Below are 16,146 nucleotides of genomic sequence, written 5' to 3' on the forward strand. Positions count from 1 at the left end.
CCTACTCCGCCGCGGCCTTCTTCATCGGCCGGCGTTCCAGCAGATCCTTGAGGAACCGGCCGGTATAGGAGCGCTCCACCTTCACGACGTCCTCCGGCGTGCCCTCCGCGATGACCTCGCCGCCGCCGTCGCCGCCCTCGGGGCCGAAGTCGATGATCCAGTCGGCCGTCTTGATGACCTCCAGGTTGTGCTCGATGACGACCACCGAATTGCCCTGGTTGACCAGTTCGTGCAGCACTTCGAGCAGCTTCGCCACGTCGTGGAAGTGGAGGCCCGTGGTCGGCTCGTCGAGGATGTAGAGCGTGCGGCCGGTCGAGCGCTTGGAGAGCTCCTTGGCGAGCTTGACGCGCTGCGCCTCGCCGCCAGACAGCGTGTTCGCCTGCTGGCCGACCTTGATATAGCCGAGGCCCACCTGGTTCAGCGTCGTCAGCTTGTCGCGCACGGCGGGCACGGCCGCGAAGAACTCGACGCCTTCCTCCACCGTCATGTCGAGGACGTCGGCGATCGACTTGCCCTTGAAGGTGACGTCGAGCGTCTCGCGGTTGTAGCGCTTGCCGTGGCAGACGTCGCAGGTCACGTACACGTCCGGCAGGAAGTGCATCTCGATCTTGATGACGCCGTCGCCCTGGCAGGCCTCGCAGCGCCCGCCCTTGACGTTGAAGGAGAAGCGGCCCGGCTGGTAGCCGCGCGCCTTGGCCTCCGGAAGCCCCGCGAACCAGTCGCGGATCGGCGTGAAGGCGCCGGTATAGGTTGCCGGGTTGGAGCGCGGCGTGCGGCCGATCGGCGACTGGTCGATGTCGATCACCTTGTCGATATATTCGAAACCGTCGATGCGCTCGTGCTCGGCGGGGATCTCGCGCGCGCCCATGATGCGGCGGGCGGCGGACTTGTAGAGCGTCTCGATCAGGAAGGTCGACTTGCCGCCGCCGGAAACGCCCGTGACCGCCGTGAAGACGCCCAGCGGGATCGAGGCCGTGACATTCTTCAGATTGTTGGCTTTCGCCCCGACGACCTTGATTTCCTTTTTCTTCTTCGGTTTTCGCCGTTCGGCGGGAATCGCGACCGAAAGCTCGCCGGAGAGGTATTTTCCGGTGAGGGATGCAGGATTGGCGATGATCTCGTCCGGCGTTCCCTGCGCCACCACCTTGCCGCCGTGGATGCCCGCGGCAGGGCCGATGTCGACCACGTAGTCCGCCGTCAGGATCGCGTCCTCGTCATGCTCGACGACGATCACGGTGTTGCCGATGTCGCGCAGGTGCCTGAGCGTGTCGAGCAGGCGCGCATTGTCGCGCTGGTGCAGGCCGATGGAGGGCTCGTCGAGCACGTAGAGCACGCCCGTCAGGCCCGAGCCGATCTGCGAGGCGAGGCGGATGCGCTGGCTCTCGCCGCCGGACAGCGTGCCGGAATTGCGCGAGAGCGAGAGGTATTCGAGGCCGACGTCGTTGAGGAAGCGCAGGCGCTCGCGGATCTCCTTGAGGATGCGGACGGCGATCTCGTTCTGCTTGGCGTTCAGCTTCTCCGGCAGCGCCTCGAACCAGTCGCGCGCAACGCGGATCGACATGTCGGTGACCTCGCCGATATGCAGCTTGTTGATTTTCACCGCCAGCGCCTCGGGCTTGAGGCGATAGCCGTTGCAGGCCGGGCAGGGGGCGGCCGACATGTAGCGCTCGATCTCCTCACGCGACCAGGCCGAATCCGTCTCCTTCCAGCGGCGTTCCAGATTGGGAACGATGCCCTCGAAGGTCTTCACCGTCTTGTAGGAGCGCGCGCCGTCCTTGTAGTTGAACTCGATCTTCTCGTCCGTGCCGTGCAGGATGGCGTTCTGTGCTTCCTCGGAGAGCTCCGACCAGCGATTGGAGAGCTTGAAGCCATAGGCGGCGCCGAGCGCTTCCAGCGTCTGGTTGTAGTAGGGCGAGGAGGATTTCGCCCAGGGCGCGATGGCGCCGTCCCGCAAGGTACGCTGCACCTCCGGCACGATGAGGTCGGGGTCGATCTTCTGCTGGCTGCCGAGGCCGTCGCAGGTCGGGCAGGCGCCGAAGGGATTGTTGAACGAGAACAGCCGCGGCTCGATTTCCGGGATGGTGAAGCCGGAGACCGGGCAGGCGAACTTCTCCGAGAACATCACGCGCTCGTGCGTCTCGTTCAGCGACTTGTTGGCCGAGCCGCCGGCCGCCGTCTCCTCCACCGGCAGCGGCTTGTCGGCGAATTCGGCGATCGCGAGGCCGTCGGCGAGCTTGAGGCAGGTCTCCAGGCTGTCCGCAAGGCGCGAGGCGAGGTCCGGACGCACGACGACGCGGTCGACCACCACGTCGATGTGGTGCTTGTACTTCTTGTCGAGCGCCGGCACGTCGGCGATCTCGTAGAACTGGCCGTCGACCTTGACGCGCTGGAACCCCTTCTTCATCAGTTCGGCGAGTTCCTTCCTGTACTCGCCCTTGCGCCCGCGCACGACGGGCGCGAGGATGTAGAGGCGCGTGCCCTCGCCGAATTCCAGCACGCGGTCGACCATCTGGCTCACCGTCTGGCTCTCGATCGGCAGGCCCGTCGCCGGCGAATAGGGAACGCCGACGCGCGCGAAGAGGAGGCGCATGTAGTCGTAGATCTCGGTGACCGTGCCGACGGTCGAGCGCGGGTTCTTCGATGTCGTCTTCTGCTCGATGGAGATGGCCGGCGACAGGCCGTCGATCTGGTCGACGTCCGGCTTCTGCATCATCTCCAGGAACTGGCGGGCATAGGCCGAGAGACTCTCGACATAGCGGCGCTGGCCCTCCGCATAGATCGTGTCGAAGGCGAGCGACGACTTTCCCGAGCCCGAAAGCCCGGTCATGACGATCAGCGTGTTGCGGGGCAGGTCGAGGTCGATGCCCTTGAGATTGTGTTCGCGTGCGCCGCGAATGGAAATGGTCTTGAGTTCGCTCATGGTGTCCAGCGTCAGAAGTCGTTGCGCATTGCAGAAGGGGTCGGCCCCTATGTAGGGACTGGTTGGAGCCTGTCCATGCGCGCTCTTGCAGATTCCGTGCCCGTTTCCGATTCGGTTGACAAGAGTGTAGGGAATTATTAGAACAAAAAAAGAACAGATTTTTGCAATTAACTGCAATTGATCTGTGGATACCGTTTGACGCGGGGCGGCGCCGGCGGACGGCAGCCGATAAGATGACGCATTCGTGTAGTGAAATGATGTCGGGCGCCTTTCGTCCGGCGCGACAACGGGAAGTACGGGTATGGCTGGTAGCGTCAACAAGGTGATCTTGATCGGGAACGTCGGGGCGGACCCGGAAATCCGGCGCACGCAGGACGGTCGGCCGATCGCGAACCTGCGCATCGCCACCTCCGAGAGCTGGCGCGACCGCAACAGCGGCGAGCGCCGCGAGAAAACGGAATGGCACAATGTCGTCGTCTTCAACGAGGGCCTGTGCAAGGTCGTCGAGCAATATGTGAAGAAGGGCGCCAAGCTCTACATCGAGGGCCAGTTGCAGACCCGCAAGTGGCAGGACCAGACCGGCAACGACCGCTACACGACGGAGGTCGTGCTGCAGGGCTTCAACTCGACGCTGACCATGCTCGACGGGCGCGGCGAGGGCGGCGGTGCAGGCCGGGGCGGCGATTTCGGCGGGGCCGGCAACTATGGCGGCGGCCAGAACTACGACGATTACGGTTCGCGTCCGGCCTCCGGCGGCGGCGGCAGCAGCCGTTCGGGCGGTTCGCCGCTGTCACGCGACATGGACGACGACATCCCGTTCTGAGGCGCGGCGAGGGCCGGCGGAAGCGTCGGCCTTTCTCTTCGGCGGCCCCCGTGTTTCAGGATCGAGGACGGTGACGTCCTACATGGGAGAGTGCCATGAACGATGAGAAGACGGCCGCGGATGTGATCTTCCTGCGGCCCGGCGAGGGGCGGACCTATCCGCTCGGGCGGATGAGCGCCGTCTTCAAAGCGGATCACGGCGAAACGGACAGTGCCTATAGCGTCTCCGAATGGTGGCTCGATCCGAGGACGGCGGGACCCGGCGCCCATTCCCATGCCGGGAACATCGAGCTTTTCTATGTGATTGCGGGCGTGGCCAGCATTCTTGCCGGCGAGGAATGGCTGGAAGCGCCGGCGGGCAGCTTCGTGCGCATCCCGGCGACCGTGATGCACGACTTCGAGAACCGCAGCGACGAGCGGGTCGGCCTGCTCAACGTCTTCCTGCCGGGCGGTTTCGAGGAGAAGATGCCGGCCATCTCCAAATGGTTCGCGGAAAACCCTCCCGTCAGCCCACGAACACCGACTTGATGCCGTCCACCACGAACTGCACCGCGAGCGCCGCGAGGATCACGCCGAGCAGGCGCGTGAGGATGGCGCGGCCGGTGTTGCCGAGGAAGCGGTCGATGCGCTCGGCGATCACCAGCGAGAGGAACAGGATGGCGATGCAGAGCGCGATGACGCCGATGAGGGCGCCGCGTTCGAGCGCCGACGGGAAGGAGCCGGAGAGCAGGATCGTGGCGGAGATGGCGCCGGGGCCGGCGATCAGCGGCAGGGCGAGCGGGAAGACGGCGATGTTGTGGATGTGGTCGCGGGTGATCGCCACCTCGCTGGTCTTCTCCTTGCGCTCGTTGCGGCGCTCGAAGATCATCTCGAAGGCGATCCAGAAGAGCAGCAGGCCGCCGGCGATGCGGAAGGCGCCGATGGAGATGCCGAGCAGCGAGAGCACGCCGGCGCCCGTCAGCGCGAAGACGGCGAGGATGCAAAAGGCGATCAGCGAGCCGCGCAGCGCCACCTGTTTGCGCTGCGGCCGCGTCATGCCGACGGTCAGCCCCAGGAAGATCGGCGCAAGGCCCGGCGGGTCGATGGTCACGAGCAGCGTCGTGATCGCATTGACCAGAAGATCGATGGTGAGCATGAAGGCGTTCCCCTCGCCGTTGGCGGCCGTTCGGGCGGCCTTGTGCCCCGCATTGTTAGGCGAGGGCGCCGCCCAAGGGAAGGGCGGGCGGGCAGTCCCGGCGGCAAGGCCATGAAAATGCGCAAATTGGCGGATTTTACTTGGAAAACCCTGTTCAAAACCCCTGGCGAAATTGGCGCTGAGAGCGCCGGTAGGCTATAAAATTCCCTTCTGATTCTGAACAACGATCGTGACCGAAATTGACAGAACAATCGACACCCGGCGGCAAGAACCCTCCCGGCATTGAGCCTATTTCCATCATCGAGGAAATGCAGCGGTCCTATCTCGATTACGCCATGAGCGTGATCGTCTCCCGCGCGCTGCCCGACGTGCGCGACGGCCTCAAGCCCGTGCACCGGCGCATCCTCTACTCGATGAGCGAGATGGGCGTCGACTGGAACAAGAAATACGTGAAGTCGGCGCGCGTGACCGGTGACGTGATGGGTAAATACCATCCGCACGGCGACGCGGCGATCTACGACGCGCTTGCGCGCATGGCGCAGGACTGGTCGCTCCGCCTGCCGCTGATCGACGGCCAGGGCAATTTCGGCTCGGTCGACGGCGACCCGCCGGCCGCCCAGCGCTACACGGAATGCCGCCTGGAGAAGGCCGCCCATTCCCTGCTCGACGACCTCGACAAGGAAACGGTCAATTTCCGCGACAACTACGACGGCACGCTCTCCGAGCCGGTCGTCGTGCCGGCAAAGTTCCCGAACCTCCTGGTCAACGGCGCGGGCGGCATCGCCGTCGGCATGGCGACGAACATCCCGCCGCACAACCTTTCCGAAGTGATCAACGGCTGTATCGCGCTGATCGACAATCCGGCGATCGATCTTCTCGACCTGATGCAGATCATCCCCGGCCCGGACTTCCCGACCGGCGCGCTGATCCTCGGCCGCGCCGGCATCCGCCAGGCCTACGAGACCGGCCGCGGCTCCATCGTCATGCGCGGCCGCGCCACCATCGAGCCGATGCGCGGCGACCGCGAGCAGATCATCATCACCGAGATCCCGTTCCAGGTGAACAAGGCCTCGATGATCGAGAAGATGGCCGAGCTGGTGCGCGAGAAGCGCATCGAGGGCATCTCGGACCTGCGCGACGAATCCGACCGCGACGGCTACCGCGTCGTCATCGAGCTGAAGCGCGACGCCAATGCGGACGTCATCCTCAACCAGCTCTACCGCTACACGCCGCTGCAGACCTCCTTCGGTGCGAACATGGTGGCGCTGAACGGCGGCAAGCCGGAGCAGATGACGCTGCTCGACATGCTGCGCGCCTTCGTCGCGTTCCGCGAGGAAGTCGTCAGCCGCCGCACCAAGTACCTCCTGCGCAAGGCGCGCGAGCGCGCCCACGTCTTGGTGGGCCTCGCCATCGCCGTCGCCAACATCGACGAGGTGATCAACCTCATCCGCCGCGCGCCCGATCCGCAGACGGCGCGCGAGCAGCTGATGGAGCGCCGCTGGCCGGCCAAGGACGTCGAGGCGCTGATCCGCCTCATCGACGACCCGCGCCACCGCATCAACGAGGACAACACCTACAACCTCTCCGAGGAGCAGGCCCGCGCCATCCTCGAACTGCGCCTCGCACGCCTCACCGCGCTCGGCCGCGACGAGATCGACGAGGAGCTGAACAAGATCGGCGAGGAGATCAAGGACTACCTCGACATCCTCTCCTCGCGCCTGCGCATCATGACCATCGTCAAGGACGAGCTCGCCGCGATCCGCGACGAGTTCGGCACGCCGCGCCGCACCGAGATCGCCGAGGGCGGCCCGGACATGGACGACGAGGACCTGATCGCCCGCGAGGACATGGTCGTCACCGTCTCGCATGCCGGCTACGTCAAGCGCGTGCCGCTCGCCACCTACCGCGCGCAGCGCCGCGGCGGCAAGGGCCGCTCCGGCATGGCCATGAAGGACGAGGATTTCGCGACCCGCCTCTTCGTCGCTAACACGCATACGCCCGTCCTGTTCTTCTCCTCCCGCGGCATCGTCTACAAGGAGAAGGTCTGGCGCCTGCCGGTCGGCACGCCGCAATCGAAGGGCAAGGCGCTGATCAACATGCTGCCGCTGGAACCCGGCGAGCGCATCACGACCATCATGCCGCTGCCCGAGGACGAGACGACGTGGGAGAACCTCGACGTCATGTTCTCGACGACCCGCGGCACTGTCCGCCGCAACAAGCTTTCCGACTTCGTCCAGGTCAACCGCAACGGCAAGATCGCGATGAAGCTGGAGGAGGAGGGCGACGAGATCCTCAACGTCGAGACCTGCACGGAGCGCGACGACGTGCTGCTTACCACCGCTCTCGGCCAGTGCATCCGCTTCCCGGTCGATGACGTGCGCGTCTTCGCCGGCCGCAACTCGGTCGGCGTGCGCGGCATCACGCTGGGGGCCGGCGACCGCATCATCTCGATGGCGATCGTCAGCCATGTGGATGCCGAGCCGTGGGAACGCGCCGCCTACCTCAAGCGCTCTGCCGCCGAACGCCGCGCAAGCGGCGTCGACGAGGAGGATATCGCGCTGGTCGGCGAGGAGGTCGGCGAGATCGGCGACCTTTCGGAAGAGCGCTACCAGGACCTCAAGGCCCGCGAGCAGTTCGTGCTGACGGTTTCGGAGAAGGGCTTCGGCAAGCGGTCGTCCTCCTACGACTTCCGCACCTCCGGCCGCGGCGGCAAGGGCATCCGCGCCACCGACACCTCGAAGACGAACGAGATCGGCAAGCTGGTCGCGGCCTTCCCGGTCGAGGACAAGGACCAGCTCATGCTCGTCTCCGACGGCGGCCAGCTGATCCGCGTGCCGGTCGACGGCATCCGCATCGCCAGCCGCGCGACGAAGGGCGTCACGATCTTCTCCACCGCCAGGGACGAAAAGGTGGTGTCCGTCGAACGCATCAGCGAGCCGGAGGGCGAGGAAGACGCCGAAACGGTGAACGGCGAGGACGGCATCGAAGCCGGGGACGCAGCGCCGCCCGCCGAGGAATAGGCCCCCGCGCGCCTTCAGACACGGAAAAGCCGGACGGGCAGGGAACGACCGTCCGGCTTTTCATTTGTCGCGGGTAGCCCGGAGGGAAGACTACCCGCTTTGACGGCGGCAAGGTGGCGTTCTCAGACGCCGAAGCCGCCTGCTTCCGTTTTCAGCCGCGCCGCCTTCAACTCCGCGCGATCCCGTTTCAGTTCGAGGATCGTGCGCGCAAAATCGAAGGTGAAGACGGTGCTGATGAAGACCGTGAAAAGGATGGTGAGTGCCGCCATCATGCTTCACCCGTTCAACGCAGCCACTTGCCGCGTGCGGCAACCTTGGGAGCCGCCGGGCGATCCTCTTCGCGAAGCGCGTGGATCGTGGCAGCGGTAAGCACGATGAACATCGTCATGCAGAGTAGAGCGAGTGCCATTTTCGTGTTCCTTCCAGCCTAAGGAAACGCATTACTTGTTCCACTGTGTTCGATCAGGAGAATGCACGACAACGGTCTTTGTTCCCGACCCCTATGCCGGCATTTAGACATGGCGCGCCTGAAATGGTCTTAAACGGGCCATTCATGCGCTGTTCATGTTCTTGAGCGGGAACAGTTCGGGATGCGACAGGCCGTGCCCTTGCGGAAAGCGGCCGTCCATGACAAAAGGCGGCAAACGGGACCCAGTCGATGACAGTTGCCTTCTATCCTGGCTCATTCGATCCGATCACCAACGGCCACATCGACGTGCTGGTCCAGGCGCTCAACGTGGCGCCCAAGGTCATCGTCGCGATCGGCATCCATCCCGGCAAGACGCCGATCTTCTCCTTCGAGGAGCGGGCCGACCTCATCCGCCAGTCGATCGCCGAGGCGCTGCCGGAGCGGGCGGGGGACGTCAGCGTGGTTTCCTTCTCCAATCTCGTCGTCGATGCCGCCCGCACCCATGGCGCGCGCCTCTTGATCCGCGGGCTGCGCGACGGCACGGATCTCGACTACGAGATGCAGATGGCCGGCATGAACCGGCAGATGGCGCCGGACGTGCAGACCATCTTTCTGCCGGCGGGCGTCGCCTCGCGGCCCATTACCGCCACATTGGTCCGCCAGATCGCGGCCATGGGCGGCGATGTCAGTGCCTTCGTCCCGGCGCCCGTCCTTACGGCCCTCAAAGCCCGCAAGAAGGGCTGAGCACCATCATCCTGAACCCCTCAAGGGAGCTACCATGAACATCCTTCGCCTCGCCTTTGCCGGAGCCCTTCTCCTCGCGGGCACCGCCGTCGCCCAGGCCGCCGAATTCATCACGATCCAGCTGAAGGACGGGCCGGTCGTCATCGAGCTGAACGACAAGGCGCCGAAGCATGCCGAGCGCATCAAGGCGCTCGCCGCCGCCGGCGAATACGACAACGTCGCCTTCCATCGCGTGATCGAGGGCTTCATGGCCCAGACCGGCGACGTGCAATACGGCGACATGGAAGACGGCTACCAGCCGCAGGCGGCCGGCACGGGCGGCTCCAGCCAGCCGGACCTTCCGGCCGAATTCTCCGACGTTCCCTTCGAGCGCGGCACGGTCGGCATGGCGCGCGCGCAGGACCCGAACTCCGCCAACTCGCAGTTCTTCATCATGTTCGCGCCCGGCGACTTCCTGAACGGCCAGTACACGGTCGTCGGCAAGGTCGTCTCCGGCATGGAGAAGGTCGACAAGATCAAGCGCGGCGACGAAGCCGCCAACGGTTCCGTGACCGACCCCGACCGCATGATCAAGGTCAGCGTCGGCAAGTAATCCGAGTTTTCGATTTGTCGCATGTTGCAATCGCAGAACCGCACGCCATTTCTGCGAAACATGCTTTTGAAGGAGAAAGACCATGGCCGAGATCAAGGATCCGGAAAACACCATCATCATGGAGACCACGAAGGGCAGGGTGGTCATCCAGCTTCTTCCGGATCTCGCGCCGGGCCACGTGACGCGCATCAAGGAACTGGCGCGCGAGGGCGCCTATGACGGCGTCGTCTTCCACCGCGTCATCGAGGACTTCATGGCCCAGACGGGCGACGTGAAGTTCGGCAAGCAGGGCGGCAAGGACTTCAACCCGGCCCGCGCCGGCATGGGCGGCTCCGAAAAGCCGGACCTCAAGGCCGAATTCTCCAACATGAGCCACGTGCGCGGCACGTGCTCCATGGCCCGCAGCCAGATGCCGAACTCCGCCAATTCGCAGTTCTTCATCTGCTTCACGGATGCTCCCTGGCTCAACAAGCAGTATTCCGTCTGGGGCCAGGTGGTCGAGGGCATGGAGAACATCGACAAGATCAAGCGCGGCGAACCGGTGCGCGATCCCGACTCCATCGTCTCGATGAAGGTTGCCGCCGACGTGGCGGCCTGATAGAAAGCCGTCGATTTCGACCGCGCTCGCCCCGGCGGGCGCGGTTTTTCTTTGTGTGCTTTTCAAGAGATCGTCGATATGGCTGCTTTCCTCTGGGCGCTGCTCGGCATTGCGGCCGGCGCGTGCATCGCAATCCAGGCTCCCGTCAATGCGCTGCTCGGCCGCGGGTTCGGCATGCCGGTCGCCGCCGCCTGCGTTTCGTTCCTGTCGGGCGCCATCATTCTCGCCCTCGTCATGTTCGCCACCGCCTCGTTCGAGGGCAGGGCGCCGGACTGGCGTGGCCCGGACCTCTGGCTCTACATCGCCGGCGGCGCGCTCGGCACGGTCTATGTCACGACCGCGATCTTCCTGACGCCGCGCATCGGCGCGGCCGCCGTCATGGCCTTCGCCGTCTCCGGCCAGCTTCTCGCCGGCATCCTGCTCGACCGCATCGGCTTCCTCGGCATGGCCGTGCGCGAGATCTCCGCCGGCCGCATCGCCGGCGCCCTGATGCTCGTCGCAGGCGCGCTGATGATCCGTTTCCTCTGAGGTCCGCCGCATGCGTGTCGACCTCTTCGATTTCGACCTGCCGGAAGAGCGCATCGCGCTGCGCCCCGTGAGCCCCCGCGAGGCGGCGAAGCTGCTCGTCGTGCGCCCGGGCGCCGATACACCCTACGAGGACCGCACCGTCGGCGACCTGCCGTCGCTGCTGAAAGCCGGCGACGCGCTGGTCTTCAACGACACGCGCGTCATCCCCGCCCAGCTCGAAGGCATCCGCCACCGCGACGGGGCGGGCGGCCAGAAGGTCTCCGCGACGCTGCACATGCGCATCGCCGGCGACCGCTGGAAGGCCTTCGCCAAGCCGGGAAAACGCATCAAGACCGGCGACCGCATCGCCTTCGGCGAAACGCTTTCCGCCACCGTCGAGGAGAAAGGCGAGGGCGGCGAGGTCACGCTGCATTTCGACGCCTCCGGCCCGGCCCTCGACCGCGCCATCGCCGCCGTCGGCCATATCCCGCTTCCGCCCTACATCGCCTCGAAGCGCGCGGACGACGAGGCGGACCGGCGCGATTACCAGACCATCTACGCCCGTAAGGAGGGCGCCGTCGCCGCGCCGACGGCGGGCCTCCACTTCACCGACGCGCTCTTCGAAAGGCTCGACGCGCTCGGCGTCGAGCGGCATTTCGTGACGCTGCATGTCGGCGCCGGCACCTTCCTGCCGGTCAAGGCCGACGACACGGCGGACCACGTCATGCACGAGGAGATCGGTTACGTCTCGCAGGAGACGGCCGCCGCGCTCAACGCCGTGCGGGCGCGAGGCGGGCGCATCGTCTGCGTCGGCACGACGTCGCTGCGCCTCCTAGAAAGCGCCGCCGACGCGGACGGCACGATCCGGCCGTGGTCCGGCGCGACGGGCATCTTCATCACCCCCGGCTACCGCTTCCGCACGGCGGACGTGCTGATGACCAATTTCCACCTGCCGAAATCGACGCTCTTCATGCTCGTCTCGGCCTTTTCCGGCCTCGAGACGATGCGCGGCGCCTATGCCCATGCGATCTCGGTCGGCTACCGCTTCTATTCCTACGGCGACTCCAGCCTGCTTTTCCGGAACGACCGATGACCGAAACATTCCAGTTCAACCTTCTCGCCACGGACGGCAAGGCGCGCCGCGGCGAGGTCTCCATGCCGCGCGGGGAAATCCGCACGCCGGCCTTCATGCCGGTCGGGACGGTCGGCACCGTCAAGGCGATGTATCTCGACCAGGTGCGGGAACTCGGCGCCGACATCATCCTCGGCAACACCTACCACCTGATGCTGCGCCCCGGCGCCGAGCGCGTCGCGCGCCTCGGCGGCCTGCACGAGCTCATCCGCTGGCCGTACCCGATCCTCACCGATTCCGGCGGCTTCCAGGTCATGTCGCTCGCCGGCCTGCGCAAGCTCGACGAAGAGGGCGTCACCTTCAAGAGCCATGTCGACGGCGCCCTGCACCACATGTCGCCGGAGCGCTCCATCGAGATCCAGGGCCTGCTCGACAGCGACATCCAGATGCAGCTCGACGAATGCGTGGCGCTGCCGGCATCGCCGAAGGAGATCGAGCGCGCCATGGAACTGTCGCTGCGCTGGGCCGAGCGCTGCAAGACGGCCTTCGGCGACCAGCCCGGCAAGGCGATGTTCGGCATCGTGCAGGGCGGCGACATCCCGCAGCTGCGCGAGCGCTCGGCGCAAGCGCTCGCCGGCCTCGGCCTCAAGGGCTACGCCATCGGCGGGCTTGCCGTGGGCGAGCCGCAGGAGGTGATGCTCGACATGATCGACACGACCGTCCCCAATCTGCCGGCCGAAAAGCCGCGCTACCTGATGGGCGTCGGCACGCCGGACGATATCCTGAAATCCGTCGCCCGCGGCATCGACATGTTCGACTGCGTGATGCCGACCCGCTCCGGCCGCCACGGCCTTGCCTTCACCCGGCGCGGCCGCATCAACCTGCGCAACGCCCGCCATGCCGAGGACATGCGCCCGCTCGACGAGGAATCGCGCTGCCCGGCCGCCCGCGACTATTCGCGCGCCTACCTGCACCATCTCATCCGCGCCAACGAGTCGCTCGGCGGCATGCTTTTGACCTGGAACAACCTTGCCTACTACCAGGACCTGATGGCCGGCATCCGCAAGGCAATCGAGGAGGGCCGCTTCGCCGATTTCATGGCGGAGACGCAGGAGATGTGGGCGAGGGGCGACCTCGCCCCTCTCTGAGGCGTTAAATCTCCGGCCCCGGCGCGGCACGCACAATGTGCACGCCATTGATCTTGTAGCTGCCATCAGGCTGCTTCACGACCTGGTAGAGCGCGGTCCAGTCCTTGCCGTCCTGTCCGGAAATCAGCACTTCCTGCACCACCATGTCGCCGTCCACCTTGGACCGGCCGAACGCGAAGCTGCCCGGCCGGTAGACCGGCGCGTAGCCCCTTTTCACCATGTCGAAGAAGGCGTCTTCCGTCGGGAACTTTCCGCGAATGGTCGGAGAGGCGAAGGAATAGGCCGTTTTCACATCGTCGTTCAGGAAGGCCGTGATCTGGCTGTGGATGATGCCCTGCACCGTATCGACGGGCTCTCCCGCCCGCGCGGCGCCGGACGGCAGCAATGGCAGGCAAGCGCAAAGGAACAAGGCAGCAGGCAACTTCATGGCGCGCACTCCTTCTGGCAGAAGCCAGAGTAGCACGGAAGATTGCAAGGAGCCGCTGGGCGCAGCAGTTGGCTTCAAGGTATTCTGTATGAAAAAGAATATTTAAAAACAAGTATATAAATAAATAACTTAACGCATAATATAATATCACTTGTTTGTGATATAAAGGGCAGGGACGGTGCGAGCGCTCCTCATATCCGGGCTCTGCGGAACACCACGACGTCGGACTCCTGATATGCCGCCCGGGCGAATGCCCGGAATCCGTGCCGCTCGGCAAGGCGTATCGACGCGGCGTTTTCCGGGTCGATGATGCAGGTGATCGCCTTGTCCGGGTGGCTCGCCGCCGCCCAGGGCAGCGTCGCGCCCAGCACCTCGCTGGCATAGCCGCGAGCCCGGAGGTCGGGGAGCAGGCCCCAGCCGGCTTCCAGCGTACCTTCGATGCTGGGCGTCAGCGCGCGCCGCATCTCATGGAACCCGGCTTCGCCCACGAGGTGGCCGGACGCCTTGTCGGTGATCGCCCAGAAGCCGAAACCCATGATGCTCCACATGCCGATATGGCGCAGAAGCCGCGTCCAGGACTGCTCGCGCGACAGCGGCACGCCGCCGATATAGCGCACGACCTCCGGCATCGCCCACATCGCCGTCATGGCGTCGAGGTCATCCGGCCTGAAGCCGCGCAGGATGAGACGATCGGTTTCGAGCACAGGGATGTCGGGCATGGGAATATCGCAGGGGACTGGAAGATGGCGGGGCGGAATCGGGCGCGTCCGGCTGGGCAGGGCGATCCGGATTGCCGCGACATCATCTACTATGGAACACGCCGGATGACCAGTGGACATGGATTACATAAGATAGATTATGGAACTATCCCGTATGCGCGGATGCCCCCAAAGACGCTGGAAATCCGCTTTCTGCCTTGACCCGGAACCGCCCGCGGCCTTAAGCCGAACGGCAGACGGAACCAACAGCGAAAGCCCGCAGCGATGAGCGATTTGCGCATTCTCTCCGACGCCTTTATCCCGGAACTGCCGAACCGCTACAAGGGCAAGGTCCGCGAGAATTACGACCTGCCGGACGGCAGCCGCATCATCATCGCGACGGACCGGCTCAGCGCCTTCGACGTCATCCTGACCGCCATTCCCTTCAAGGGCCAGGTGCTGACGCAGACGGCGCGCTACTGGTTCGAGGAAACCGCCGACATCTGCCCGAACCACGTGCTGGCCCATCCGGACCCGAACGTCGTCATCGGCACACGGCTCGACATCCTGCCGGTCGAGGTCGTCGTGCGCGGCTATCTCGCCGGAACCACCAGCACCTCGATCCTGACGAAATACCGCAAGGGCGAGCGCGAGATGTACGGCATCACGCTGCCGGACGGCCTTCGCGACAACGAGAAGCTGCCCGAGCCGATCATCACGCCCACCAGCAAGGCCTTCGACGGCGGCCATGACGAGCCGCTGTCCGGCGCCGAAATCCTCACCCAGGGCCTGCTGACGGCCGGGCAATGGGAAACGGTCTCGCGCTATGCGCTGTCGCTCTTTGCGCGCGGCCAGGCCCGCGCGGCCGAGCGCGGGCTCATCCTCGTCGACACCAAGTACGAATTCGGCACGGACAAGGACGGCCGCATCGTTCTGGCCGACGAGATCCACACGCCGGATTCGAGCCGCTACTGGATCGCAGACAGCTACGAGGAAAGCTTTGCCAAGGGCGGCCGCCCGGCGAGCTTCGACAAGGATTTCGTGCGTGCCTGGGTCACGGAGCGCTGCGACCCGTACAAGGACCCGATCCCGGAGATTCCGCGCGCGCTCGTCGAGCAGACGTCGAAGGTTTACATTCAAGCCTTTGAACAGATTACCGGAAAGACGTTCGTGCCCGACCTGTCCGGCGCGACGGTCCTCGACCGCATCCGCAAGAATCTCGCGCCTTACTTCGCCTGATCGCCGGCCAGCGCGATCTCGAAGCTGAGCCCGTCATAGGCCGGCTCGACATGGGCCGGGGTTTCCCGCCGCACGGTGTCGTAGTCGAGCGGCACATGCATGTGGGTCAGGATCGCGCGCGCCGGCTTCAGCCGCTCGATCCATTCGAGCGCCTGGCCGAGCGACAGATGGCTGGCATGGTAACGGTATTGCAGCGCATCGATCACCAGCATGTCGAGCCCGGCGAGCCTCGGCACGGTCTCGTCCGGGAAGTCGCTGATATCGCTGCAATAGGCGACATCGCCGATGCGGAAGCCCAGCGAATGGATGGACCCGTGCACCTGGAGGAGGGGCTGGAAGGTGATCGCGCCCCCTGCCCCTTCGATCGTCACCGGCGCGTCCATCGGGTCGATCAGGTTCTCCGTGACGATCGGCGGATACATGCTGCCGGGCGGCGTCTTCAGGCAATAGCCGAAGCCCTCGCGGATGCGCTCCATGGTGACGCTATCGGCCCAGATCGGCACCTGCTTGTGATTGTGCAGCACGAAGCCGCGGATGTCGTCGATGCCGTGGATATGGTCGGCATGGGCATGCGTATAGAGCACCGCGTCGATGTTCCCGACGCCGGCGGCGATCATCTGCATGCGGAAGTCCGGCCCCGTGTCGATGACGACCGTGGTGGCGCCCTCGGGGCCGAACTGCTCGACGAGGAAGGCGGCGCGGGTGCGGCGGTTCTTCGGGTTGGCGGGATCGCAGGCGCCCCAGTCGCCGGTAATCCGCGGCACGCCGGGCGACGAGCCGCAGCCGAGGATGGTGAAGCGCCGGGTCGCGGCCAC

General features: G+C 65.4%; 17 protein-coding genes. 10 read left to right on the forward strand and 7 right to left on the reverse strand.

Features of this window, described 5'->3' with window-relative positions; genetic code table 11:
• Position 1: 1 nt before the first annotated feature.
• Positions 2–2,920 carry an excinuclease ABC subunit UvrA gene (uvrA, locus tag ACIIOY_RS15070; protein WP_411035491.1) on the reverse strand — a complete coding sequence of 973 codons (2,919 nt, stop codon included), beginning with the start codon at positions 2,918–2,920 and terminating at the stop codon, positions 2–4.
• Positions 2,921–3,221: 301 nt separating this feature from the next.
• Between uvrA and ACIIOY_RS15075 the strand changes: the two genes are divergently transcribed.
• Both ACIIOY_RS15075 and ACIIOY_RS15080 read left to right on the forward strand, forming a co-directional pair.
• The gene (locus ACIIOY_RS15075) at positions 3,222–3,743 is read left to right on the forward strand and encodes a single-stranded DNA-binding protein (RefSeq protein WP_411035492.1); all 522 of its coding nucleotides are present in this window, start codon (positions 3,222–3,224) and stop codon (positions 3,741–3,743) included.
• 95 nt (positions 3,744–3,838) lie between these two features.
• Positions 3,839–4,270, forward strand: coding sequence for a cupin domain-containing protein (locus ACIIOY_RS15080; protein WP_411035493.1), 432 nt, complete (start codon positions 3,839–3,841; stop codon positions 4,268–4,270).
• Here ACIIOY_RS15080 and ACIIOY_RS15085 read toward each other — a convergent pair.
• A complete protein-coding gene (locus ACIIOY_RS15085; RefSeq protein ID WP_411035494.1) occupies positions 4,248–4,877 on the reverse strand; it encodes a MarC family protein in 630 nt (209 codons plus the stop codon). The genes ACIIOY_RS15080 and ACIIOY_RS15085 overlap by 23 nt on opposite strands.
• A gap of 239 nt (positions 4,878–5,116) precedes the next feature.
• On the opposite strand from ACIIOY_RS15085, the gene gyrA reads away from it, so the two are divergent.
• Positions 5,117–7,897 carry a DNA gyrase subunit A gene (gene gyrA / locus ACIIOY_RS15090; protein WP_411035495.1) on the forward strand — a complete coding sequence of 927 codons (2,781 nt, stop codon included), beginning with the start codon at positions 5,117–5,119 and terminating at the stop codon, positions 7,895–7,897.
• 122 nt (positions 7,898–8,019) lie between these two features.
• On the opposite strand, the gene ACIIOY_RS15095 is transcribed toward gyrA, so the two are convergent.
• On the reverse strand, positions 8,020–8,169 hold the full coding sequence (locus tag ACIIOY_RS15095) for a hypothetical protein (RefSeq protein ID WP_411035496.1): 150 nt from the start codon (positions 8,167–8,169) through the stop codon (positions 8,020–8,022).
• A gap of 11 nt (positions 8,170–8,180) precedes the next feature.
• Entirely contained in the window at positions 8,181–8,306 is a 126-nt protein-coding gene (locus ACIIOY_RS15100; protein ID WP_411035497.1) for a hypothetical protein, read from the reverse strand.
• 249 nt (positions 8,307–8,555) lie between these two features.
• On the opposite strand from ACIIOY_RS15100, the gene coaD reads away from it, so the two are divergent.
• The 6 genes from coaD (at position 8,556) to tgt (ending at position 12,967) form a co-directional block, all read left to right on the forward strand.
• Complete coding sequence (gene coaD, locus ACIIOY_RS15105) at positions 8,556–9,050, forward strand: pantetheine-phosphate adenylyltransferase (protein ID WP_411035498.1); 495 nt, start codon at positions 8,556–8,558, stop codon at positions 9,048–9,050.
• 34 nt (positions 9,051–9,084) lie between these two features.
• On the forward strand, positions 9,085–9,642 hold the full coding sequence (locus tag ACIIOY_RS15110) for a peptidylprolyl isomerase (RefSeq protein WP_411035499.1): 558 nt from the start codon (positions 9,085–9,087) through the stop codon (positions 9,640–9,642).
• A gap of 82 nt (positions 9,643–9,724) precedes the next feature.
• Positions 9,725–10,240 carry a peptidylprolyl isomerase gene (locus ACIIOY_RS15115; RefSeq protein WP_411035500.1) on the forward strand — a complete coding sequence of 172 codons (516 nt, stop codon included), beginning with the start codon at positions 9,725–9,727 and terminating at the stop codon, positions 10,238–10,240.
• Positions 10,241–10,318: 78 nt separating this feature from the next.
• On the forward strand, positions 10,319–10,768 hold the full coding sequence (locus tag ACIIOY_RS15120) for a DMT family transporter (protein WP_411035501.1): 450 nt from the start codon (positions 10,319–10,321) through the stop codon (positions 10,766–10,768).
• Positions 10,769–10,778: 10 nt separating this feature from the next.
• Complete coding sequence (queA, locus tag ACIIOY_RS15125; RefSeq protein WP_411035502.1) at positions 10,779–11,840, forward strand: tRNA preQ1(34) S-adenosylmethionine ribosyltransferase-isomerase QueA; 1,062 nt, start codon at positions 10,779–10,781, stop codon at positions 11,838–11,840.
• Complete coding sequence (tgt, locus tag ACIIOY_RS15130) at positions 11,837–12,967, forward strand: tRNA guanosine(34) transglycosylase Tgt (protein WP_411035503.1); 1,131 nt, start codon at positions 11,837–11,839, stop codon at positions 12,965–12,967. The genes queA and tgt overlap by 4 nt, the downstream gene beginning before the upstream one ends.
• Positions 12,968–12,971: 4 nt before the next feature.
• Here the strand turns inward: tgt and ACIIOY_RS15135 are convergent, their stop codons facing one another.
• On the reverse strand, positions 12,972–13,394 hold the full coding sequence (locus tag ACIIOY_RS15135) for a DUF4864 domain-containing protein (RefSeq protein ID WP_411035504.1): 423 nt from the start codon (positions 13,392–13,394) through the stop codon (positions 12,972–12,974).
• Between the two features lie 191 nt (positions 13,395–13,585).
• Entirely contained in the window at positions 13,586–14,113 is a 528-nt protein-coding gene (locus ACIIOY_RS15140; protein WP_411035505.1) for a GNAT family N-acetyltransferase, read from the reverse strand.
• Between the two features lie 273 nt (positions 14,114–14,386).
• Here ACIIOY_RS15140 and ACIIOY_RS15145 point away from each other — a divergent pair, with 273 nt between their 5' ends.
• A complete protein-coding gene (locus tag ACIIOY_RS15145) occupies positions 14,387–15,331 on the forward strand; it encodes a phosphoribosylaminoimidazolesuccinocarboxamide synthase (RefSeq protein WP_411035572.1) in 945 nt (314 codons plus the stop codon).
• On the opposite strand, the gene ACIIOY_RS15150 is transcribed toward ACIIOY_RS15145, so the two are convergent.
• Entirely contained in the window at positions 15,319–16,146 is an 828-nt protein-coding gene (locus tag ACIIOY_RS15150) for an MBL fold metallo-hydrolase (protein ID WP_411035506.1), read from the reverse strand. The two genes, ACIIOY_RS15145 and ACIIOY_RS15150, sit on opposite strands and share 13 nt — an antisense overlap.

Source organism: Shinella agrisoli (assembly GCF_046557955.1).
Classification (GTDB): domain Bacteria; phylum Pseudomonadota; class Alphaproteobacteria; order Rhizobiales; family Rhizobiaceae; genus Shinella.

What these genes read in the sequence shown, in the direction of transcription:
- ACIIOY_RS15135 (WP_411035504.1), bottom strand. Translation starts at nt 13,394, where the DNA reads ATGAAGTTGCCTGCTGCCTTGTTCCTTTGCGCTTGCCTGCCATTGCTG.
- tgt (WP_411035503.1), top strand. Translation starts at nt 11,837, where the DNA reads ATGACCGAAACATTCCAGTTCAACCTTCTCGCCACGGACGGCAAGGCG.
- ACIIOY_RS15080 (WP_411035493.1), top strand. Translation starts at nt 3,839, where the DNA reads ATGAACGATGAGAAGACGGCCGCGGATGTGATCTTCCTGCGGCCCGGC.
- ACIIOY_RS15115 (WP_411035500.1), top strand. Translation starts at nt 9,725, where the DNA reads ATGGCCGAGATCAAGGATCCGGAAAACACCATCATCATGGAGACCACG.
- ACIIOY_RS15085 (WP_411035494.1), bottom strand. Translation starts at nt 4,877, where the DNA reads ATGCTCACCATCGATCTTCTGGTCAATGCGATCACGACGCTGCTCGTG.
- ACIIOY_RS15110 (WP_411035499.1), top strand. Translation starts at nt 9,085, where the DNA reads ATGAACATCCTTCGCCTCGCCTTTGCCGGAGCCCTTCTCCTCGCGGGC.
- ACIIOY_RS15095 (WP_411035496.1), bottom strand. Translation starts at nt 8,169, where the DNA reads ATGATGGCGGCACTCACCATCCTTTTCACGGTCTTCATCAGCACCGTC.
- ACIIOY_RS15120 (WP_411035501.1), top strand. Translation starts at nt 10,319, where the DNA reads ATGGCTGCTTTCCTCTGGGCGCTGCTCGGCATTGCGGCCGGCGCGTGC.
- ACIIOY_RS15100 (WP_411035497.1), bottom strand. Translation starts at nt 8,306, where the DNA reads ATGGCACTCGCTCTACTCTGCATGACGATGTTCATCGTGCTTACCGCT.
- coaD (WP_411035498.1), top strand. Translation starts at nt 8,556, where the DNA reads ATGACAGTTGCCTTCTATCCTGGCTCATTCGATCCGATCACCAACGGC.
- queA (WP_411035502.1), top strand. Translation starts at nt 10,779, where the DNA reads ATGCGTGTCGACCTCTTCGATTTCGACCTGCCGGAAGAGCGCATCGCG.
- uvrA (WP_411035491.1), bottom strand. Translation starts at nt 2,920, where the DNA reads ATGAGCGAACTCAAGACCATTTCCATTCGCGGCGCACGCGAACACAAT.
- ACIIOY_RS15140 (WP_411035505.1), bottom strand. Translation starts at nt 14,113, where the DNA reads ATGCCCGACATCCCTGTGCTCGAAACCGATCGTCTCATCCTGCGCGGC.
- ACIIOY_RS15075 (WP_411035492.1), top strand. Translation starts at nt 3,222, where the DNA reads ATGGCTGGTAGCGTCAACAAGGTGATCTTGATCGGGAACGTCGGGGCG.